This is a genomic window from Psychrosphaera algicola (genome assembly GCF_028401425.1).
Taxonomy (GTDB): domain Bacteria; phylum Pseudomonadota; class Gammaproteobacteria; order Enterobacterales; family Alteromonadaceae; genus Psychrosphaera; species Psychrosphaera algicola.
In genome coordinates, this window is record NZ_JAQOMS010000002.1 from 1549727 (window position 1) to 1570113 (window position 20387).

Consider the following 20387-nt stretch of genomic DNA (forward strand, 5'->3'; position numbering starts at 1 on the left):
ATGTGCCTATATATTAACAATTAATGTATTAGCTCTTAAATTTGCTACTTAAAGTTGTCGCTCATTACCAGCGCTAATAGCCAGCTCTGAATTACAAACCTTGTAAGGAAACTAAACCCGTAAAAAAGTTGAATTTTGTTAAATAAAGTTGAGATTATCCCTAATAAATTCTTTTATATAAACAATTTAGTACGCCGACAAATTGCCTAGAGTCTGTGTCATTATATGCAGAACAAAGAGCGTAATAGCGAGCGTTAAACTCTATTGATAATTTACGGGTTTTTCTAAAATGACTGTTACTATTAAAAAATAACAATAAGTAACCCATTATGTCTTCCAATAAACAAATGTTGTCAGTTAAGACCTGTATAGCAGGCTTATTAATTTCTACTGTTTCCATGTTCAGCTTCGCCGACCAAACGGTTAAAGTTGAAATCAACGTTAGCGATGTTATAGGACAACAAAATCCCCTCTATTATGGTGGCAATAACATCTACCCAAAAGGTGGTCAGGGCATTTTAAAAGCCAATGGCGAATTTGATCCTGTTGAAATGAATGCAGCTAAAAAACTGGGCTTACAGTCATATCGTTTCCTAGGGGTTCTGAAGCTAACTTATATAAATGGAAACGAGCAATTGGTCCTGTTTCTCAACGTATTGATAATGTCAGTGGTAACAATCAAAGTAATCGGTCAAACGAATTTGGCCCTGATGAATTTGGACGCTTGTTAGAAACCACCAGCTTTACTCACGGCGTGATCATGGTTGCTTATGGGATATGAAACGCCTGAAGACGCCGCCGATTGGGTGGAATACATGAATGCGAAAGTCGGGGAAAACCCTAATGGTGGCAAAGACTGGGCCGCAGAACGTGCCAAAAATGGCCATGTTGAACCTTACGGTATTAAATATTGGGAAATTGGCAACGAAGTCTTTGGTAACTGGGAATTAAACTGGGGCTCCTATCCTACGGAACTCGATGGCAAACGTGGTAATGCAAATGTCGAAAAAGACGATGCTAAAGGAACCAATGGCATGTTGGCGTTTGGCGATGCCGATAGATATGTTTTTGGTGGCTACAAATACTTCAAAAGTCAAAAAGCTGCAGCACAAACAAGTTGGAAAGACAGCCATATAAAAACCACAACAGCGGCAAATCAAAAACTCTATGTGAAGTTTGCACCGGTGAGTTTGCACGACCCTAAACAACCTTTTAACCTTCGAATTGATGGAACCTTATGGCAAAGAGTCTCAAGTTTTGAGCAATCCGGCGCTAAAGATAAACATTACGTTTTAGACACTAAAATCGGTGAAATTACATTTGGCGATGGCGTCAACGGCATGATCCCACCGAGTAATGAGTTTGTTAAATTGGATTACCTCACAGGTAAACAACTAGGATTTATCGACTATTACCATAAAATGAAAGCGGTAGATCCGTCGATTCAAATCATTTCTAGTTTCGAGAAAAAGTCATTCTTTAAACATATGGCCAAAGCGAAACAACCTTTTGACGGTATTGCCAAGCATTATTACCCTGGAGACCTTAAACAAGCCCATAAAAACTATACGCAAGCAATATATGCAGGTTTGGGCATCGGCCACAAAATTGAAGAAATCAAAGAATGGAATGCCAACTACGATAACCCATCGTTAACCGGTAAAGAGCAAATTTGGTTAACCGAATATGGCTTAAAAAATCACATAAACCAATTGGCAATTATGCATACCGTAATTAACGAGTACAGTGATGACGTTGCCGCGTTAATGGGTCATTCCTTATTTCTCAATAACAATACCCCTATGGTTAACGATGACGGCGTAATACGCTCACGTGCGTTCCCTATTGAAATATTTGCCAAACATATGCAACAGCAGTTTGTTAAAGTTGAAGTCAGTGGCGCTCAAAACAAATTTAGAAGGAAAAAATACCTGCAATCTTAGCGACCGCTAGTGTCAGCCCTGATCAAAAACACGTTGGGGTGGTATTAACGAATACCTCTGACAGAAAGCGAACGGTTGCTAAAATTACGATGGATGGATTTAAAACAGAAACGCCAATGAAGGCAGAAGTATGGGCATTGATGTCGACGGTTGGCAATCCACTTATCGATAATTCAAAGTCAAATCCTAACGCTATTACACTTGAACCATTAGGTGCTATGAAGCGAGCAAATACAGATTTTGATATAACTGTAGAACCGGGTGCAACCTTTATAATTAAGTGGTCACCGCAGACAGAGTAACGTCAATTCAATGCGCTAAGGCTTGCCTATACCGCAAGCTGGCGCATTTTATAAAATCACCAATTTAGTAAACTTTCCTAACTTTCCTAACTTTATTTCAAACCAATCGTCGAAACATCTTTAACTGATTTTTGATTTAATACAGGTTTAATCCTAAACAACCGTTTATGTTGGCAACAAATTTACGGGTTCAGCCCGCTTTTTTGTTATTAACCAATATAATCAAAAAATTACACACATCAATGCGAACGCTCTCTATTGTAAGTTTCTTCCTATCGATTTGTTGCTTTAATGCTTATTCAGCACAGACGCCAAATGTGGTCATGATCGTAGTTGACGACTTAGGCTGGGCTGATGTTGGCTATAACGACCACTCTGGTGTTTTTCAAACCCCGAACATTGATGCCCTTTCAACTAAAGGACTTACCTTTACCGATGCTTATGCCGGTGCTGCGAACTGTGCTCCCAGTCGAGCGGTTTTGATGAGTGGCCAATATTCGCCGCGTCACGGTGTTTATACCGTATCGCCTTCAACTCGTGGCAATGAAAAACACGTAAGCTGATCCCAGAGCCCAATACGAATGATTTGGAAGACGATGTCATTACCATGGCTGAAATGTTTCAGAAACAAGGTTATACCACGGGCAATTTTGGTAAATGGCATTTGGGTCTAGATCCTAAAACACAGGGCTTTGATCACAATGTGGCGGGGTATCAAAAGGGACATCCAAAAACCTATTTTAGTCCCTATAACCTACCATTCATCACCGATGGCCCTGACGGAGAATATCTGCCTGACCGCCTTACTAGCGAAGTTATCGATTGGATATCGGCGGTCAAAGAGCAGCCATTTTTTGCTTACATTCCTTTTACACGGTTCATACCCCTCTTGAAGCAACCGAGTCGGTAAAACAAAAGTATTTAAATCACCCGCTTATTCGCAATGAACGACACGCCACGTTTGCTGCAATGGTAGAACTAATGGACATCAACGTTGGCAGAATAATGCGTTCGTTAGAGCAGCAAAAACTACTCGACAATACCCTTGTTATCTTTACTTCAGACAACGGTGGGATCCGTTCTATTTCATACCAAGACCCACTAAGAGGCGGCAAAGGCAGTTATTATGAAGGTGGAACACGTGTGCCACTTGTTGTTTCTTTTCCAAGTCGTATTGCACCAAGAACCGATGCAACCCCAGTCATAAATGCTGATTTTTACCCTACGTTAGCTAGCGTTATCAATGCAGATGTGAGTAAACAAACGTTAGACGGAAGCGATTTATCACCACTTTGGTTTGACAACAAAACACTCGAAAACAGAAACCTATACTGGCATTTCCCTATCTATTTACAGGCTTACAATGCAAGCGCCGATCAAAGTCGCGACCCGCTATTTCGAACTCGGCTAAGGCTCGACTATGCGCCAAGGAAAATGGAAGCTACACCATTATTCTCGAAGATAACGTATTTGAGTTATATGACTTAGAAAATGATTTAGGTGAACATGTAAATTTAGCGCCTTATCTACCTAAAATAGTTAATAGCTTAAGCAAAGACCTTAATGCTTGGCGCACTGCCATAAATGCGCCAATTCCAACAGAGCTAAACCCCAAATTTGATCCAGAATTCACTCTAAATCATACTAATAAAAAACTACTTCAAGATAAGGGAAGGTAATGAAAGCGCAACTAAAAATATTGTTTGCGATGACGCTAGCGGCGCTGGCGTCAGGCTGTGGGCAATCATCTCAAAACGCAACTAGCACTATGAATGATAATGTGATGCCCGAGGGCTCAAAACATAAGGTTACGCCAAATGTTGTTATCTTTTATGTTGACGACTTAGGTTATGGCGACATAGGCAGTTACGGCGCAAAAGGCGTTGAAACCCCGGAGCTTGATCGTATTGCAGCAAACGGCATTCGTTTTACCGACGGCCATTCTTCTGCGGCTACCTGCACTCCGTCACGTTACTCTTTATTAACCGGGGAACATGGATTTAGAAATAATGCGCAAATTTTAAAAGGCGATGCTCCTGCATTAATTCAGCCGGGCAAACCCACTATGGCATCCATGTTTAAAAAGCGGGTTATACAACCGCGGTTATTGGTAAATGGCACCTTGGTTTAGGCGATGGCAATCTAGATTGGAATAAAGCCATAAAACCGGGCCCGCTCGAAATAGGGTTTGATTATAGCTTTTTGATTCCTGCTACAGGCGACCGAGTACCAACGGTTTATGTTGAAGATCACAATGTCGTTAACTTGCAAAAAGACGATCCGCTATTAGTTAATTACAAGAAAAAATTGGCGATATGCCAACTGGTTATGAAAATCCAGAACTGCTTCGTTATAAAGCGGATGGCCAACATAACAAAACCATCGTAAATGGTGTAAGTCGCATAGGTCACATGGATGGCGGTACAGCGGCTCATTGGGTAGACGAAGATTTTGCAGAAGTATTTACCGAAAAATCCATTGATTTTATTAGAAAAAATAAAGCAAAACCATTCTTCTTATTTAAATCATTTCACGACATTCACGTACCGAGAATGCCTCATCCTCGTTTTAAAGGTAAAAGCACAATGGGGCCACGTGGTGACGCTATTGCTCAAATGGACTGGATCACAGGCCGTATAATAAAAGAAATTGAATACTTAGGACTAGCTGAAAATACCTTGATCATCTTTACCAGTGACAATGGCCCAGTTTTGTTTGACGGATATTTTGATGATGCCGCGAATATGCTTGGCGACCATAAACCTGGGGGACCATTTAGCGGTGGCAAATACAGTCGTTTAGAAGCTGGAACACGTGTACCAACGCTCGTTTACTGGCTATGAACCATTCAGCCACAAGTGAACGATGCGTTAGTTTCACAAATGGATATTTACCGCTCATTGGCGAAACTGGTTGGCGTCAAATTAGCCGATGATGAGGCTGTCGACAGTTTAGATCAGCTTTCTGTTTGGTTAGGCAAATCAGAAAATGGCCGAGTTGATTTGATTGAAGAGTCATTGGGGAATTCGGCGTTGCGCCATAACCAGTTTAAATTCATACCTAAATCGAACAAAAAGCCGAATTTTATAAAATCCAAAAAAATTAAAGGCGGCTACGTAAACGAGGATCAACTTTATGATCTATCAACCGATCCTGATGAGTTGAACAACCTTGCTGCAGAAAATCCAGAGTTAGCGTCAAAGCTTCAAAGACGTCTTGATGAAATCATCCAAGGCCGTTATTAGCGTTAAGAAACAACATCCCCTTAGTTAACACTAAGGGGATACCATATAGGACATGTAAAATGAAACAGCCCTTAATCAGTTTACTGTTGTTTTATAGCTGTATTAGTTTTATGTCGAGTGCGATTGCGCAAACCGAAACGAGTAAACAGCCTAATATTCTGATGATCCTAGTTGATGATCTTGGCTGGCGAGACTTATCGAGTTATGGCAGTGACTTTTATCAGACACCAAACATAGACCAACTTGCCAACAGCGGCATCAAGTTTTCCCAAGCCTATTCCGCCGCACATATTTGTTCACCAACACGTATGAGCATATTAACCGGCCAGCACCCTGCCCGATTGCACGTCACCGACTGGATCCTAGGATGGCAATATCCAAACGAAAAATACTCAGTTCCTGCATGGAATTTAGATGGCATTAAGGCAAAGGATCTGACGGTAGGCGAAGTCCTGCAAGATAACGGCTATAAAACCGCATGGTTTGGTAAATGGCATATAAAGGGTCTTAAAGAGTTTGTCGATAGACCATTAACAAAACAAGACAGCGAAAAAAATATCGCAGCGCAATACCATGGTTTCGACGCCGGACATCAAGATTTTAGTCTCAATGGCGTGCATAACAAACAAGATCCAAAAGGTGTGCATCAACTGACCAATGAAGCAATAGACTATATTTCGCAAATATCGAACCAAAACAAACCTTGGTTTGTCACGATTTCTCACTATAGCGTTCATACCAAAGTGCATTTTAATGATGACATCAAAGCCCTTTATGACGAACGAAAAAATTGGTTAAATCGAACCAAAATAATAGCCAATACGCCGCGATGCTGCATTCTCTCGACGATAGCGTAGCGACTGTGATGAATTACTTAAATGGCAATAATTTAGCCGAAGATACCCTTGTCATCCTGTTGTCCGATAACGGTGGTTTAGATAAAAATGATACGGGACGACCAACGGATAATGCGCCACTTCGAAATGGTAAAGCGACGCTTTATGAAGGCGGAATTCGCATTCCATTTATTGCCAGTTGGCCCGGACAGATCAAACCGAATCAAACATCAGATACATTAATTAGTACGGTGGATTTGCTGCCCACATTTGCCCAAATTAGCGGAGCAAAAACGCCAACATCAACATTAGATGGCGTTGACATTTCTCACTTATTTTTTGAACCGACAGCAACATTACATCGCAATGCCTTGTATTGGCACTACCCACATTATCACCGTCAAGGTCAGCCTTCTGGCGCGATCCGCGATGGCGACTTTAAACTTATTGAATTTTTTAATGACCAAAAAATTGAGGTTTATAATTTGAAAAATGATATTGGCGAACAGCACAACATCGCGCATTTACAGCCCGAATTAACCGCTTCGTTGTTATCAAAATTACGCCAGTGGCGACTAGAAGTCGGCGCCCAAACTATGCCTCTTAATAAAAACTACGACCCTAATAAAGCGAGCTGGTAGATAGTCGCTGTTTATTATTAAAAACAAATTAAATACAGATTTTTTAAATTGGAGTTTCACAAATGCAGTATAAAGTTATGTTAATCTTGTGTATCTCAGTGATATTAAGCGCAATGCCTTCACCGAGTATCGCCAAACCGAGTAAGTTAGAATATGAATACCTTGGCGTCGCGCTAGAAGCCAAAGGCAAACACATATGGGGCACATCGCCGATTATAGGACCTGATGGCAAGGTTCACTTATATGTTGCGCAGTGGTCTCTAGATGGACAAAAAGACTTCAGTGGTTGGTTTAAAGAAAGTGAAATCGGTCACTATGTTGGGGATACACCTCAAGGCCCGTTTAAATTTGTTGGTATCGCTGTGGCCGACAAAGGTGGCAAATTTAATGCTCCGCATAATCCAACGATCAAAAAGATTGATGGCCGCTATGTCCTGAGCTTTATTGTTAATGAAGACAATAAGTTGGCGACCCAGCGCATTATTATGTACGTTGCAGACGATTTAAACGACAACTGGCGTCCGGCTGCTGGTGCGGAACCCGATGGCACGATTTTACGAAAAGGCACCCATGAAAATAGCTGGAATAAAACCGCTAAGCTTGGGGTTTCAAATCCGACGTTACTCAAAGTAGACGGCAAATATTTTCTTTATAACAAGTCTGTCCTGAAAAAAATCCAAAGAAAAAATGGGGTGCATATACCTACGGTGTTGCCATTTCAGATACGCTTGAAGGCCCTTACAACTACACTAAACAAGTGACCCCTGACTGGCGCGGTATTGAAGATGTATACGCGTTTGAAATGAATGAGTCGGTTTATTTTTTAAGTCGTGACTTTGGCAGTAAAAAGGTTCACACGGCGGTGGTCTGTTGTGGCAATCAGATGACGGTTTGTTTTTTCCTTGGGAAAACGTTACTCGAAGCTTTGAAGCGTTAGATCATTACGTTGGCAAAGAAACATTGGCTGACAATACGGTCTACCGTGGTGACTTAACCGGTCGTCTAGAACGTCCTCAGATCTTGTTTGAAGACGGCAAGCCAGCATATTTATATATGGCTACCGGAATTAACTCTACACCGGGTCATGGTAGTCGGTCTCATGTCTTTAAGATTAAGTTTATCGAAGCTGACGCTAAGTAATAACGTATCATTCCTCTAGTGCAATAAAAGTAAGTTCATTTGCTTTTATTGCAAAATAGAGATTATTGATTGGTGAATTAGAGCAAAAAAGCTAGGGCATGTTAAGTGCCCTAGCTTTTTTATATCGAAGGTTTAGTTCCCTTCCTAAAATGAAACCGTTTCGTGGTTTCGTATATCGTTAAGTTCAATTAACATCGATTTTACTCGGGCTGGTTCTTTGTCTGCTAAGGTTATTTTTTTCTGCAGGGTCAAGGGCCAAGTTGTACAACTCAAACGGGCTCTGACCTTTTTAGGTGTTATATTAGCCGGTTTAGAAAAGCCACCACTTCCTTTGCCTTCCACTAATTTCCAATCGCCAACTCGAATAGCAAAACGACCTTTAATTGAATGATGGATCATAGGTGCGCGGTCAAACTTGTCGCTCTGCCCAAGTAATACCTGTGAAAAGTCAAAAGAGTCTGTCGCAGCACCCTGTCCATAGTTGCACACCTACAATTGATGCCATAGTGCGAACAATGTCATTTAATACAATTGGGGCAGCCGATTCGGCATTTGTTTCAACTCTACTAGACCACTTTATGATAAGTGGTACACGATGTCCGCCTTCATAAATATCGGCTTTTTGTCCGCGCCATTCGCCATTTGCGCGATGTGCATATTTCTTTTATCATTTGGTTTCCAGTGCGCGCCATTATCTGACGAATAGATAACTATCGTATTGTCTTCAATGCCAGCGGCTTTAATTGCAGCTAAAACATCACCAACAACATGGTCTGTATTAGCGGCAAAATCACCATAAGTGCCTGCACCACTAACGCCTTGGAATTCTTTAGCTGGTAACCACGGTGTATGTGGTGAAGGGAGTGAGAAGTACATAAAAAATGGCTTCTCTTTGTTAGCCGCTTCAGCAATTTTGCTTACCGCTTTTTTAGTTAAATTAGGCAGTACTTCTTGGTGTTTAAAGCCGTCACCTATTTCAGCTTTGCGCCAAAAGCCATCACCACCGCCTCTTCTATGTTTGCTCGCTGCGATTTTATTACCTGTTAATGGCGTCACAACGTGTTCGTTTTCGATATAAACATAAGGTCCCATATCTAATGATGCAGGGATGCCGTAAAAATAATCAAAGCCAAGAACATTTGGTCCCGGTGATAACTGGCCACGATAATCAGGTTTACCTTCCCCTAGTCCTAAGTGCCATTTACCAACCATAATCGTTTCGTAGTCCGCTTTTTTAGCAAGCCAGCAATAGTTTCGCGCTTAGTGTCTATCATCAGCGGAGACTCTGCATCAAGCACTCCTTTCTTTAGCGCTGTACGCCAAGGCATAACGCCCGGTTAACAATGAATAACGTGACGGTGTACAAACGGCTGAAGAAGAATGAGCGTCAGTAAACTTCATACCTTCAGATGCAAGTGCGTTTAGATTAGGCGTTGGCACAAGGCTGTCGGTGTTATAACTTTGAATATCACCAAACCCCATGTCATCTGCAAATATGATAACGATATTAGGTTTTGTTGGTGATTTTGACGGATTTTCTACTTTGCTCTCTAAAACGGATTTTGTCGATGACATGTTACAGGCCGAAAGGACCGAAAGTAGTGTAAAAGTGGTGAGAAATTTGTACCCTGTTTGACGGAGTATTGCCATGTTGTTCTTCTTCTTTAAAACGGTTTATTTACCAATAACGTTGAATAATTTTTTATTCGCACAGCAAAAATTGCAATTGGAAAATTAAATCCTTGTCCAATGTGCTTTATATTATCAAAATTATTGACCATAAAATTAAAACAGTTTTAATTGGCAACAACCGTAAAAAATACCACTAAAATCTTATGTATCAACCTTTGCGGCTTTAAATTGTAAGTTAAACTGAACCCGACAAATAATCGAATGCGTCGTGCCCAATCTGTATGCACTTTAGTTAATACATATTTTTACGCTTTTTCGGTTTTAACCTTGTTTTAAAGGTCACTAATTAGAATTATAAAGGCTCCATAAATGAAATTAATATTCAGTTTACTTTTTGCTTGTGTATTTGTTACCGGATGCGCGAGTGAACAGGCAGTGACAGTAGAAAAGTCGACTATTGACGCTTCGTCGGAAAAAGTAAGTTCTGCATCTAAATCAGATGCAAAGGCAAAAGCGAAAGCGAAAGCGAAAGCGAAAGCGAAGGCAAAAGCAAAAGCAAAAGCAGATCCAGTGCCGCAACCTGACAAGAAAGTTTTGTACAAAACCATAGGGAAGACACAACTTAAGATGCATGTGTTCTTGCCACCATCAAGCAATACCAACAAAAAACGCCCTGCAATACTATTTTACTTCGGTGGCGGTTGGAACGGTGGTAGTCCAGCACAATTTTATCGCCAAAGTGAATATTTAGCCTCTCGTGGAATGGTGGCGATTGCAGCGGAATATCGAGTTAAAAGTCGCAACAAAACGACTCCAAAAGAAGCGGTAATGGATGCTAAATCCGCAATGCGCTGGCTTAAGGCAAATGCTGCCCAATTTAACATCGACCCGAACAAAATTGTTGCGTCAGGTGGTTCTGCAGGTGGCCATTTGGCAGTAGCTATGGCAACCATATCAAAATTTGACGACCCAAATGATAATTTGAACATCGACACTATGCCTAGTGCATTAGCATTATTTAACCCGGTTTATGACAATAGCAAAGCAGGTTATGGCTTTAATCGCGTGAAAGATTACTGGCAGGATTTTTCGCCAATGCATAATCTAACAAAAGATGTGCCGCCAACAATTGTATTTTTAGGGACAAAAGATCATCTTGTACCAGTTGCGACAGCTGAGTCGTTCCGAGACAAAATGCAGGCATTAGGTTCTCGCTCTGAACTGTATTTGTATAAAGGCGGGAAACACGGATTCTTCAACTACAACTCTAAAAGAATTTTACCGATACGTTATACAAATTAGACGAATTTTTAACGTCTCTAGGGTATTTAGAAGGCCAACCAACTATTAAAATCATTAAATAGGTAAGTAAGTAAACACAAACCCCACAACACATACTGTACGGGATGAAACTAAGCCATTAGTTTTATCCCGCAACAAAAACTCTATGTATTCCGACCAATGGGGTCAGAGTTGCTGAAATTTTTAACGTCCTCTGCACTCGGTTGGAGATCCCTAATATCGCTTAGGCTGCCTAACTTTACAAGCTACGGGGATGACGTTTTTTGTTCTGGTTATTGTGAGCCAGTTGAAAGCGAATTATGACATTCCTCTGCACTTATGGTTGGAGATCCCTAATATCGCCGTGGCTCTTTTGGGATGACGTTTTTGTTCTGGTTATTGTGAGCTAATTTAGGGCGAATTATGACATTCCTCTGCACTTGGTTGGAGATCCCTAATATCGCTTAGGCTCTTTTGGGATGACGTTTTTTGTTCTGGTTATTGTGAGCTAATTTAGGGCGAATTATGACATTCCTCTGCACTCGGTTGGAGATCCCTAATATCGCTTAGACTGCCTAACTTTACAAGCTACGGGGATGACGTTTTTTGTTCTGGTTATTGTGAGCTAATTTAGGGCGAATTATGAACTTCCTCTACACTTGGTTGGAGATCCCTAATATCGCCGTGGCTCTTTTGGGATGACGTTTTTTGTTCTGAAATTATGAGCCAATTTAGGGCGAATTATGGCATTCCTCTGCATTTGGTTGGAGGTCCCTAATATCGCCGAGGCTGCCTAACTTTACAAGCTACGGGGATGACGTTTTTTGTTTGGTATTTGTGAGCCTATGCTTATTTTTTTCTTTTACTGGCGTGGATCATCTGTCTAAGTGGGAACTCCTAGTGTTCGGTTCGTGCAGAGTCCATATAATTTTCAAGTCGTTTAGCAATTTGCGGATTCGCACTTGCGACATTTGTCGTCTCGCCAATATCTTTGCTTAGGTCGTATAACTCCGGTGTTTTATTTAGCTTTCGAAGCAACTTCCAATTGCCAGCACGAACCGCCTGAATTGGGCCTTTACGCTCATTAAATTCCCAGTATAGATAGTCATGCTCTTGCTGTTGTTTGGTATTTCCTAAGAGTGAAGCAACAAATGAAATTCCATCGTTTGCCGGACATTGTGCAACATTCGCCAATTGACAAAAAGTTGGCATAATGTCCCAGAACGCCGATATATGATGACTTTCAGTATTAGGTGCAATCGTTTCTGGCCAATAAGCAATCATTGGCACTCTTATTCCGCCTTCATATAAGTCTCGTTTTTTACCTTTTAAGTCGCCATTACTATTAAACCAGTTGTTCCCCGAATCCGGGCCGTTATCTGAGGTAAATATGACTAAGGTATTTTTGTCCAAGCCTCGGCGTTTAAGTAATTCGACTATTTTTCCAACATCTCGATCCATCCGAGTGATCATGCCAGCATAAGAAACATTACCTTCGGCATCGTGTTTATAATGCCCTTTGGTATTCATCTTGCGTTTAGGCCAACCTAGGTCGCGATATTCTAATTGTGAGTCTTCAGGTACAGTTAGTGGCGCATGAGGAATGGTGTAGGCCAAATATAAGAAAAACGGCTTATCTGGTTTGGCATTGCCAACATAAGATAACGCTTCTTGAGTAAACAGGTCGTGAGTATATTGCCCTTGGTTTTCCTCAGGAATATTCGCTGAAAAATAGTATGGCGTATTGTTTTTCCAAAGTTTATTCCAATAATAATAGTGCGCATCACGATGGTACTTATAGCCAAAAAGTAATCAAATCCCTGCTGATTAGGCATCGCAGGGTCAATTTCATAATCACTAACATCGGTACTTTCACTTAGTCCCCATTTACCAATCGCAGCAGTACGATATCCGGCCGTTTTCAACATTTCAGCAATGGTTAAGTCTTCCTTTTTAAGGCTTACCGCTTTACCTGAGGCTGTCCATTTTGGATTGCCACGGATTGGGCTGTGCCCAGTGTGTAAGCCTGTAACTAAGCTAGCTCGCGACGGCCCACACACAGTAGAACCTGAATAATGCTGAGTAAATTTAATGCCCTGTTTCGCTAGGCTGTCTATATAGGGGTTTTGAGTTTTGTTTGACCAAAAGCACCAACATCACCGTATCCCATATCGTCAGCAAGAATGTAAACAATATTAGGCGGTTGTGGAGTAGATTCTGATGTTTTGGATTGAGCTAGAGCCGTGTTGTTACAAAGAGCTAAGGGCATGACACAGCTGAGAATAAATAGTCGCAAGCAAGTTTTATGAATTGCACTTTTTGGAATGTCATATCGGTATTGTGCCTTTTCTAATTTTTAAGATGTACAAGTTATGGCATCGGTGCGGAAGAACATCTAGCCAATCGGTCCGGCCACGCAATTTATAAACAGCTTTGGCGAATGATAACGGTTGTTGTTTTAAGAAAAATCGTAGTACATAAAAACTTGGTTTGTCACATTTTGAAAGTCACAAACCAAGTCTGGTTATTGCGCTGCAACGCAATGTTGCAGCGTGCTTTTACTTAAAGCAGTTAAAACAACTTTGTACTACAGTGCAGTCACTTTAACGCCGTTTATAGTAGGCCTTTGGTCGTTATGTTTAGACAGTTTAAACTCAAGAGTTACCTGATAACCCGCCGGTAAACTAGATACATCTAACGCCGCAGGTGTACTCTCAACGACCCGAGTAAACCCTTCTTTAGCTTTGTAAGTCTCTTTAACTTTAGTGAAAGGTGTCCATTGATCCACCTTACCGTCATTGTCGGTATCCACACCAGCACGCACGTTTACGCCATCAATCCATGGACCGTCACTGATAAAGTCAGTGCCAGAACGTTGAACTAACAAGTAAAATTTGCCTTCAGCAAAACCAACCGTTGGATCTGGATGGAATCCTTCACCGACTTCGCCATCCCACACAAATTCTTTGGTAATATCATCGGTACGCCAGCGTCCTACACGCATACTTTTATTTTCATCATGAGGGTCATAATCGCAGAATAAATAATAATGGCCACCCACTTTAATCATTGTGTAGTCACCAAAAGCGTCCTGTGGCCCTTCGTGCTCTTCATAAGTATATGGCGTTGGATCACGGCCAAACTCTAGTTGATTAGGATGCGGTTTATAAGGCAAGATACGACCTGTTGCCGTTGTTCTTTGGTCGATTGGCGCCACATATTCATGAGGTTCAAAGCCATTGATCCCGTCTGGGCTATCTGCATGGCCAGCCAACGGTGAATCCCACGCGTGTTTGCTTGGATCTACTGGGCTCCAGTCTTCATAGATTAAATGAAATAAGCCGTCATCATCACGAAATATCGACATGTCAGAACCATGTGTTGGGTCTTCAAAAACCTTACCTACAACTTTGCCTTGTTTGCCATCGGTTAAATCTTCATCGATGATCAAATGTGGATCTTCATCATTTGGCTTGTCGAAATAAATGTAGAACTTACCGTCCATGTATTCAGCAGAGGTCACCCAACGGTTATCGTGATTTGAAATTGGGCCGTAATGCACCCAGTTTTTCATGTCCGTTGTGTGCCATGCATGATAGCCGGTTTTAGGCTGTTTTTTATGTCTAGATAACAACCAATAATTACCCTCACTCACAGGGATTAGAACCGGTGCATCTTTAGCAAATTTTGGCGTAATTTTACCGGCCGCCTGCCAATTGTCCCAAACAGGTACTTGGCTAATTTCAATTTGATCTAAACGAGTTTTAGTAGAAGACTTATAAACCACTGTTGATAACGAACCCGATTCGCCCACTAACGACGCTTTCCCGTCTTTAATTTCAACGTTTTCACTGCTTACAATTGAAGAAGCCCAATCTACATTGGACTGGCCTACTGATGCAGTCTCCATTACTGCACAGCCCCCCAAATTGGCTAAAACCGCTAGTGCCAATAAATGTTTTTTCATTGTCCTTACCTTTTTCATAATAGTTTTAATAGGCGTCTGCTCTTTAAAGAGCAGACTTATTTTTATTTTTATTTTTATTTTTATTTTTATTTTTATTTTTTGACATTTCTTGATTTAAGTGGCCAATCATCAGTTCGAAATGGCGTGACGGGTAACCCAATTTTGTCATATAAATTAACAACCGGATTATCTTCCCAAGCATATCTCACAGCGACGGGTTCTTTAATCTCGTTGCTATAAACTTCAACCGTATTTTTGCCGGTAATTTTTGCCGTGGCCCGGACAAAACGTTGGTCTTTTCCTGCAATGTAAAAACCAAGCACTTCATTTTTATCAAGTGCATAAAGCTTTCTTTTACATTTTTGAAGGTTAGTAAAAATTTATTTCCTTTAATTCGACTCGATTTATACATAGGGCTGTCGGCCATCATCGGATAACCATAAATTTTGGCTAACGGATGACGTACTAAACGATTTGCAACATCTTGCTTATTGCCAGGGTGAATATTTCGCGCTTCGCCGACATCATAAATTACAGCTTCACCTGTATTTGGAAGGCTTAGTGTCATCGTTTGCGCTTCACGCAACTCAGCCCAGTCACTGTATTTTGAAGGTGTATCTTTTTCTGGTCTAAAATCGGCTAATTGAGCCCAATAGAATGGGAAATCGCCCTGACCCCAACGCTCACGCCACGAGTTAATCAGCAGCGGGAATAAAGAACGGTATTGATAACCGCGAGCGCCATTAGCCTCGCCTTGATACCAAATAACGCCACGGATACCGTAGCCAATAAACGGATTTACTACACCATTAAATATATTGGCAGGCCGTTTGCCGCCCGTTAATACATTAGCTGGGTTTTTCAGTTTTTTACCTTTTGGTTTACCTGCTTTTACCCAATCTTGAAATTCTGCTAGGTCTTTGTTGAATTTATCTTCATCAAAGTTTTCCGCTACCTTGTCCCAATGCGCTAGTAGTTCTTCATATTCATTATTCTTCTCAAGCGCATCTCGTGGGATCCATGCTTCGATTGGCGTTCCGCCCCATGAATTCTTAATTAACCCAATAGGTACATTTAGCGTTTGATGTAATCGACGACCATAAAGGTAACAAATTGCAGAAAAATCTCGTACATTCTGAGGAGTTGTCTTGTACCACTGTGTTTCCACGTCAAATTGAGGTTTATCAATACCCACTCTCGGTACGCTTAACAGACGTATATCTGGGAAATTGGCAGAGGCTAATTCAATTTCAGAGTGATTAATGTGCTGAACACGCCACTCCATATTCGATTGGCCTGAACATAACCACACTTCACCAACCAATACATCACTTATCTCAAGTACAGTATAATCACCTTCGATGGAAAGCTTATAAGGTCCACCAGCAGGCAATGGCGCTAATTTAACACGCCAATCGCCTTTGCTATCGGCTTTCACTTTGTAATTTTGGTTTGCTATTGATACATGGACCTTGGCTCCAGGAGTTGCCTTACCCCAAATTGGGTTATGTTGTTTTTGCTGCAAAACCATACGATCAGCAAAAATATGCGGCACCGTTATTTTACTTAGTGCGGTGCTAGAAAATAATATAAGTGTCCAAAATAACAAATGTCGTTTCATTGCATTAACTCTCTTATCCCTGTTTAGTGTTTTTATTAACACGATTTTCTACTTTAAAGAACTATAAATGTTTTATTAAATATAAAACAACATACACAACAAAAACCGTAAATATTTTTCCCTCGCCGTTTCCGCTCATATTTCAACCAAACATTGTACGGTTTTTAGTTCCTATCTTGTTGTTACATCAGATCTATCCAAATTAAGTGGGGATTTTTCGTATAAAAAGTGCTCGCCTATACATTTGAGCAGGGATGCGATGTTATCGAAAGAGTCACTTATTTATGACGAAACACACTTTGTTGACCGATCTAGGTGCATAAAAATTTGCACTTAAAAATAAAAGACACTTAACAGTGTGCTTATAAAAATAATAAAAACAATCAATAGGATGAGTAACAATGATAAAAAACCAAGAGAAAGCTGATTAACGCGGCAGTTGCGATGGCATTAATGCCAGCATTCGCGAACGCCGCCGATGCAGAGATCACGGTTGATCCAAGTAGTGTGCAGCAAAGCGTTAAATTTGCAGCCGATGTTAAACTGACTTTGAAAGGCGTCGCTGATGGTAATACGAGCTTAGTATTAGACCGTTTTATCGAACTCGGTATGGATATGCTCAGAGTACCAATCTATATGACTCGCGATATTAACGATGTATTTTACGATAAAGTCTATGACGTCGCTGATCAGGCTGAAGATAAGGGCATGACAATATTTGCTAGTGTTGCAAATGGAGACGGTGACTTAAATAACAATTTGCATCATGCAGACAAATTCGACAGCTCTTTTATTTGTAATTGTGCTTATAACGTATACAACCTGAACTTAACAAAATATGCGGCCTACCTTGACGATTATGTCGAAAACATGGCGCTTAATGACGCCAAAGTCGACATTTTAGGGCCATACAATGAAGACGCAGCCGACAATAGTGACTACCGCAAAATATGGGATCAAATGACCAACAGTGACTTCTCTCGAATTGGAGTTGAATCATGGGCGTTAGATGTTGCGCCTACAACTTACGCGGACGTTTCAAATCGTATTGATATCGCCGGCGCCCATTTTTATGATGATGACCAATTTGCCCGTTCTACCCACGACAGTCTCTGGTCAAACTTCACAAGTGCGACTGGCACAACACCTGGATGGTTTACCGAGTCGACAAGGCTCAGCGTTGGTGGTAACTCAACCATGCAAAACGTCGTTGCTGGATTAGAACATATCATTCCAGCAATTAGAGGTGGAGTTGAACGAGTTGTAGTTTATCAGACGGCAAACCGCCTAGTTTGGTATAACGGTGGTAAGGTGGCCTATAAATTCAGTGCCTTTAAGCAGTTTATCAATAACTCAACCGGGAACGTTGTAGCATCATCAGCGGATACAGCCGATATTCGAACAGTCAGCTTTAAAGATGGTAACAACGTGAGTATCAATATTACTAACCCTGACAGTGTTACCAAAAGCGTAATAATTAATTTGGATAGTAACTATAAAACCGATGGTTTAATCACTCGTACCGTATGGGAAACAGGGTCAGAAGGGGTAGCAAACAGTTATACATTAAATAACAATGCCCAATGGACAGTTACCGTACCAGCAGAGTCTTACGTTCATCTGCAAGTGCCAGTTAAAGTAAACTGATGTCGTAGCATTAATTAGAAGCCTATTGTTTGAATCACAGTGGATTAATCAATAGCAAACGAACTTTAAAGCAAAAAAGAGGCGCTAATATTAGCGCCTCTTTTTATTATTTGCCTGAGCCCTCAAAAAAACGAATTCGACTTTTAATACGGAAAACAAACCTAAATTTACAATTTATTTCATGGCCTAAATCGCCAATATTGTTCGTTTTCTATCACTAAACATAGAATTTTTAGCTGACAACTATTTGTAATAAGACATGAGACTGCCAAAGTGGTTCTAATTCAAGTCACTATTTGATGAAACGTCTAACCAGCAACAACATTAGAAAGGCCCAAGTTCCAGAGAAGCTGCCGCCGCTACTTTTTTGTTCTGTTTGCGGTGCTTCAACCTCCTCACTTACGGTTTCTTCTGTTTCTTCTGTTTCTTCTGTTTCTTCTGTTTCTTCTGTTTCTTCTGTTTCTTCTGTTTCTTCTGTTTCTTCGACTTGAGTACCACTGCGGGTTGCATCAAATGGAAATTCGTCCAATTCGTCCAATACGGAATCGTTGTCGTCATCTTCATCAATAAAATCGGCAATGCCGTCTTGATCAAAGTCTGGCAAGTCACTATCTTGCGGTAGACCAATATGGCTACATTCTTCGATAGTTGACGCAGATAAGGCAACTACAGGCACACTTAATTGTAGATAAGAATTTGCCGGTACAGTCATCGTCCAACAACTTGAATCATCAAAGGCAATATCCGTAAGACCAGCTTCGACATCGTTTGTCCACAACATCTGTGAACCACTTCCTAGCGCGGCAAAGTTCCCCTTTAATTTAACCGAGGTAATTTTAGGCGTTGATTCGCCATTTGTGATATTTACTTTCAGAACACCGGACTCATAAAAACTGACCGTTTTAACGGCATAATCATCCGAGGTTGAATCCACTACATTTCCAATGGCATTTTTAGTGAATTGCTTAACACCACTAAAACGATAAGCTCGTGAACCACCGTTGTACCAAACAAACCGATTAGCCGCTTGATAGAAGATCACCCGCTCAGCACCACCACGAATAGACGGGATAATATGCTCTAAACCCGTGCGAAGGTTAGTCATATCATTGTTAGAGGCCTCAAAACGAGTGGCTTCGGTGAACCATACTTCTTTGCCGTTTGCCGCTTCGGTTAATGCAGCCCACTGGCTGTCATGAATAGCGACTTTATTGGCCGAATCATCATAAAAATGTGAGCCAACAACATCAACTAGATCAAGTAACTTTGGTGTATCAATAATCGAATTTCCAAGGCCCCAGAGCTCCGGTCCAATGCGTTTAAAGTCACTATTGCGCATGTGTTGCCAGATTTGCTGATAATCGCTTACCGCACCTCTGTCTTCGTTAAATGGCCCGACAAACGTGACTTTAGCATCGTGCAATGCCATTTGATCAAGAAACGCATCCATATACTCTGCATAGGCCGCTAAATTGATATTATAAAATGTTTTAGGGCAATTACTTTGACAGATCAATTTGTCAGAAAACTTATGCGCCCCGTGTAGCCAGTTATTTTTATCACCATCGCCATTTGCAACACTAACAAACAAAATGAGTCCTTTATCTTCGGCAATGTCAGATACCTTAAACACTTTGTCATAGAATGGGTCAGTGACATCACGAATGGGAAAAATGGCAAACGAACCATATCCATTCCCATTTCAATAAATCTATCCATAACTTTCGACGTGTTCCCCTCGGCAACATTTTTTATGGTTAATTTAATGTCCGCACCAAATTTAACTTGCTGTTTTTGTTGTTCTGGAAATATCTCCAAATGAGTATCAGCCGCATATCCGTAAGCACTTACTAACGCACTCATCATTAAGTTTATTGTTATTATTTTTATTGCTTTCATAATTCCTCTGTTGAGCTTTACCCAGTATCACATTGCTTTGTTGTTGAAACTGCAATTTAGTTAATATGAAACAAGGTATGAACGAGAAAGACGTAATTTTTGGTGGGTTTAGCCAACGGTATAATATGAGTGAGTGACGGTTGAGTGGCTCTGGTCTTGGATATTAATGACGTTATTTAGCCTGATTGTGCTAAGCACTTTATTCAGTCCGCGGCATGTGCGATTGAATTCGA

The 20387-nt window shown here is 40.9% G+C and carries 23 protein-coding genes and 1 pseudogene; 15 read left to right on the forward strand and 9 right to left on the reverse strand.

The window, feature by feature from the left end; translation table 11 throughout:
- The first annotated feature begins 329 nt into the window (after nucleotides 1–329).
- The 13 genes from PN838_RS08275 (at nucleotide 330) to PN838_RS08325 (ending at nucleotide 8107) form a co-directional block, all read left to right on the forward strand.
- Nucleotides 330–731 (forward strand): hypothetical protein, encoded by a 402-nt coding sequence (locus tag PN838_RS08275; protein ID WP_272180344.1) that lies wholly within the window; start codon nucleotides 330–332, stop codon nucleotides 729–731.
- Between the two features lie 39 nt (nucleotides 732–770).
- The gene (locus PN838_RS08280; RefSeq protein WP_272180345.1) at nucleotides 771–1943 is read left to right on the forward strand and encodes an alpha-L-arabinofuranosidase family protein; all 1173 of its coding nucleotides are present in this window, start codon (nucleotides 771–773) and stop codon (nucleotides 1941–1943) included.
- A gap of 38 nt (nucleotides 1944–1981) precedes the next feature.
- Nucleotides 1982–2245: a hypothetical protein gene (locus PN838_RS08285; protein WP_272180346.1), complete on the forward strand. Its 264-nt coding sequence runs from the start codon at nucleotides 1982–1984 to the stop codon at nucleotides 2243–2245.
- 242 nt (nucleotides 2246–2487) lie between these two features.
- Nucleotides 2488–2808, forward strand: a complete 321-nt coding sequence (locus tag PN838_RS08290; RefSeq protein WP_272180347.1) for a sulfatase-like hydrolase/transferase — start codon at nucleotides 2488–2490, stop codon at nucleotides 2806–2808.
- Between the two features lie 23 nt (nucleotides 2809–2831).
- Entirely contained in the window at nucleotides 2832–3155 is a 324-nt protein-coding gene (locus PN838_RS08295) for a sulfatase-like hydrolase/transferase (RefSeq protein WP_272180348.1), read from the forward strand.
- Entirely contained in the window at nucleotides 3068–3733 is a 666-nt protein-coding gene (locus tag PN838_RS08300) for a sulfatase-like hydrolase/transferase (RefSeq protein ID WP_272180349.1), read from the forward strand. The genes PN838_RS08295 and PN838_RS08300 overlap by 88 nt, the downstream gene beginning before the upstream one ends.
- A gap of 190 nt (nucleotides 3734–3923) precedes the next feature.
- The gene (locus PN838_RS26240; RefSeq protein ID WP_334313323.1) at nucleotides 3924–4376 is read left to right on the forward strand and encodes a sulfatase-like hydrolase/transferase; all 453 of its coding nucleotides are present in this window, start codon (nucleotides 3924–3926) and stop codon (nucleotides 4374–4376) included.
- Nucleotides 4377–4560: 184 nt separating this feature from the next.
- Nucleotides 4561–5088: a sulfatase-like hydrolase/transferase gene (locus tag PN838_RS26245; RefSeq protein ID WP_334313324.1), complete on the forward strand. Its 528-nt coding sequence runs from the start codon at nucleotides 4561–4563 to the stop codon at nucleotides 5086–5088.
- A gap of 15 nt (nucleotides 5089–5103) precedes the next feature.
- Nucleotides 5104–5490, forward strand: coding sequence for an alkaline phosphatase family protein (locus PN838_RS26250; RefSeq protein ID WP_334313325.1), 387 nt, complete (start codon nucleotides 5104–5106; stop codon nucleotides 5488–5490).
- A 59-nt stretch (nucleotides 5491–5549) separates the two neighbouring features.
- Nucleotides 5550–6347, forward strand: a complete 798-nt coding sequence (locus PN838_RS08310) for a sulfatase-like hydrolase/transferase (RefSeq protein WP_272180350.1) — start codon at nucleotides 5550–5552, stop codon at nucleotides 6345–6347.
- The gene (locus PN838_RS08315) at nucleotides 6320–6967 is read left to right on the forward strand and encodes a sulfatase/phosphatase domain-containing protein (protein WP_272180351.1); all 648 of its coding nucleotides are present in this window, start codon (nucleotides 6320–6322) and stop codon (nucleotides 6965–6967) included. Before PN838_RS08310 ends, PN838_RS08315 begins: the two co-directional genes overlap by 28 nt.
- Nucleotides 6968–7029: 62 nt before the next feature.
- On the forward strand, nucleotides 7030–7728 hold the full coding sequence (locus PN838_RS08320; protein WP_272180352.1) for a glycoside hydrolase family protein: 699 nt from the start codon (nucleotides 7030–7032) through the stop codon (nucleotides 7726–7728).
- 109 nt (nucleotides 7729–7837) lie between these two features.
- Nucleotides 7838–8107 (forward strand): hypothetical protein, encoded by a 270-nt coding sequence (locus PN838_RS08325; RefSeq protein ID WP_272180353.1) that lies wholly within the window; start codon nucleotides 7838–7840, stop codon nucleotides 8105–8107.
- Between the two features lie 144 nt (nucleotides 8108–8251).
- On the opposite strand, the gene PN838_RS08330 is transcribed toward PN838_RS08325, so the two are convergent.
- Nucleotides 8252–8596, reverse strand: a complete 345-nt coding sequence (locus tag PN838_RS08330; RefSeq protein ID WP_272180354.1) for a hypothetical protein — start codon at nucleotides 8594–8596, stop codon at nucleotides 8252–8254.
- 87 nt (nucleotides 8597–8683) lie between these two features.
- A pseudogene (locus PN838_RS08335) lies at nucleotides 8684–9757 on the reverse strand (sulfatase-like hydrolase/transferase).
- Between the two features lie 351 nt (nucleotides 9758–10108).
- On the opposite strand from PN838_RS08335, the gene PN838_RS08340 reads away from it, so the two are divergent.
- Nucleotides 10109–11041, forward strand: coding sequence for an alpha/beta hydrolase (locus PN838_RS08340; RefSeq protein ID WP_272180355.1), 933 nt, complete (start codon nucleotides 10109–10111; stop codon nucleotides 11039–11041).
- Between the two features lie 876 nt (nucleotides 11042–11917).
- Here PN838_RS08340 and PN838_RS08345 read toward each other — a convergent pair.
- The 5 genes from PN838_RS08345 to PN838_RS08365 form a co-directional block, all read right to left on the reverse strand.
- Nucleotides 11918–12703, reverse strand: coding sequence for a sulfatase-like hydrolase/transferase (locus PN838_RS08345; RefSeq protein ID WP_370661097.1), 786 nt, complete (start codon nucleotides 12701–12703; stop codon nucleotides 11918–11920).
- Nucleotides 12607–13137 carry a sulfatase-like hydrolase/transferase gene (locus tag PN838_RS27130; protein ID WP_370661098.1) on the reverse strand — a complete coding sequence of 177 codons (531 nt, stop codon included), beginning with the start codon at nucleotides 13135–13137 and terminating at the stop codon, nucleotides 12607–12609. Before PN838_RS27130 ends, PN838_RS08345 begins: the two co-directional genes overlap by 97 nt.
- Nucleotides 13134–13289 (reverse strand): hypothetical protein, encoded by a 156-nt coding sequence (locus tag PN838_RS08355; RefSeq protein WP_272180356.1) that lies wholly within the window; start codon nucleotides 13287–13289, stop codon nucleotides 13134–13136. The genes PN838_RS27130 and PN838_RS08355 overlap by 4 nt, the downstream gene beginning before the upstream one ends.
- 318 nt (nucleotides 13290–13607) lie before the next feature.
- Nucleotides 13608–14987 carry a glycoside hydrolase family protein gene (locus PN838_RS08360; RefSeq protein WP_272180357.1) on the reverse strand — a complete coding sequence of 460 codons (1380 nt, stop codon included), beginning with the start codon at nucleotides 14985–14987 and terminating at the stop codon, nucleotides 13608–13610.
- Nucleotides 14988–15192: 205 nt separating this feature from the next.
- Entirely contained in the window at nucleotides 15193–16608 is a 1416-nt protein-coding gene (locus PN838_RS08365) for a sialate O-acetylesterase (protein ID WP_272180358.1), read from the reverse strand.
- Nucleotides 16609–17052: 444 nt separating this feature from the next.
- On the opposite strand from PN838_RS08365, the gene PN838_RS08370 reads away from it, so the two are divergent.
- The gene (locus tag PN838_RS08370) at nucleotides 17053–18255 is read left to right on the forward strand and encodes a hypothetical protein (RefSeq protein ID WP_272180359.1); all 1203 of its coding nucleotides are present in this window, start codon (nucleotides 17053–17055) and stop codon (nucleotides 18253–18255) included.
- A gap of 292 nt (nucleotides 18256–18547) precedes the next feature.
- Here PN838_RS08370 and PN838_RS08375 read toward each other — a convergent pair whose 3' ends face one another.
- Both PN838_RS08375 and PN838_RS08380 read right to left on the reverse strand, forming a co-directional pair.
- Complete coding sequence (locus PN838_RS08375; protein WP_272180360.1) at nucleotides 18548–19846, reverse strand: glycoside hydrolase family 30 protein; 1299 nt, start codon at nucleotides 19844–19846, stop codon at nucleotides 18548–18550.
- The gene (locus tag PN838_RS08380; RefSeq protein ID WP_272180361.1) at nucleotides 19768–20154 is read right to left on the reverse strand and encodes a hypothetical protein; all 387 of its coding nucleotides are present in this window, start codon (nucleotides 20152–20154) and stop codon (nucleotides 19768–19770) included. The genes PN838_RS08375 and PN838_RS08380 overlap by 79 nt, the downstream gene beginning before the upstream one ends.
- Nucleotides 20155–20387 lie beyond the last annotated feature (233 nt).

Excerpts from the sequence above, each read along its gene's own strand:
- PN838_RS26245 (WP_334313324.1), top strand. The coding sequence starts at position 4,561 with ATGCCAACTGGTTATGAAAATCCAGAACTGCTTCGTTATAAAGCGGAT.
- PN838_RS08365 (WP_272180358.1), bottom strand. The coding sequence starts at position 16,608 with ATGAAACGACATTTGTTATTTTGGACACTTATATTATTTTCTAGCACC.
- PN838_RS08360 (WP_272180357.1), bottom strand. The coding sequence starts at position 14,987 with ATGAAAAAACATTTATTGGCACTAGCGGTTTTAGCCAATTTGGGGGGC.
- PN838_RS26240 (WP_334313323.1), top strand. The coding sequence starts at position 3,924 with ATGAAAGCGCAACTAAAAATATTGTTTGCGATGACGCTAGCGGCGCTG.
- PN838_RS08310 (WP_272180350.1), top strand. The coding sequence starts at position 5,550 with ATGAAACAGCCCTTAATCAGTTTACTGTTGTTTTATAGCTGTATTAGT.
- PN838_RS08355 (WP_272180356.1), bottom strand. The coding sequence starts at position 13,289 with ATGCCCTTAGCTCTTTGTAACAACACGGCTCTAGCTCAATCCAAAACA.
- PN838_RS08275 (WP_272180344.1), top strand. The coding sequence starts at position 330 with ATGTCTTCCAATAAACAAATGTTGTCAGTTAAGACCTGTATAGCAGGC.
- PN838_RS08315 (WP_272180351.1), top strand. The coding sequence starts at position 6,320 with ATGCTGCATTCTCTCGACGATAGCGTAGCGACTGTGATGAATTACTTA.
- PN838_RS08320 (WP_272180352.1), top strand. The coding sequence starts at position 7,030 with ATGCAGTATAAAGTTATGTTAATCTTGTGTATCTCAGTGATATTAAGC.
- PN838_RS08280 (WP_272180345.1), top strand. The coding sequence starts at position 771 with ATGGGATATGAAACGCCTGAAGACGCCGCCGATTGGGTGGAATACATG.
- PN838_RS08340 (WP_272180355.1), top strand. The coding sequence starts at position 10,109 with ATGAAATTAATATTCAGTTTACTTTTTGCTTGTGTATTTGTTACCGGA.
- PN838_RS08380 (WP_272180361.1), bottom strand. The coding sequence starts at position 20,154 with ATGAAAGCAATAAAAATAATAACAATAAACTTAATGATGAGTGCGTTA.
- PN838_RS08290 (WP_272180347.1), top strand. The coding sequence starts at position 2,488 with ATGCGAACGCTCTCTATTGTAAGTTTCTTCCTATCGATTTGTTGCTTT.
- PN838_RS08370 (WP_272180359.1), top strand. The coding sequence starts at position 17,053 with ATGGCATTAATGCCAGCATTCGCGAACGCCGCCGATGCAGAGATCACG.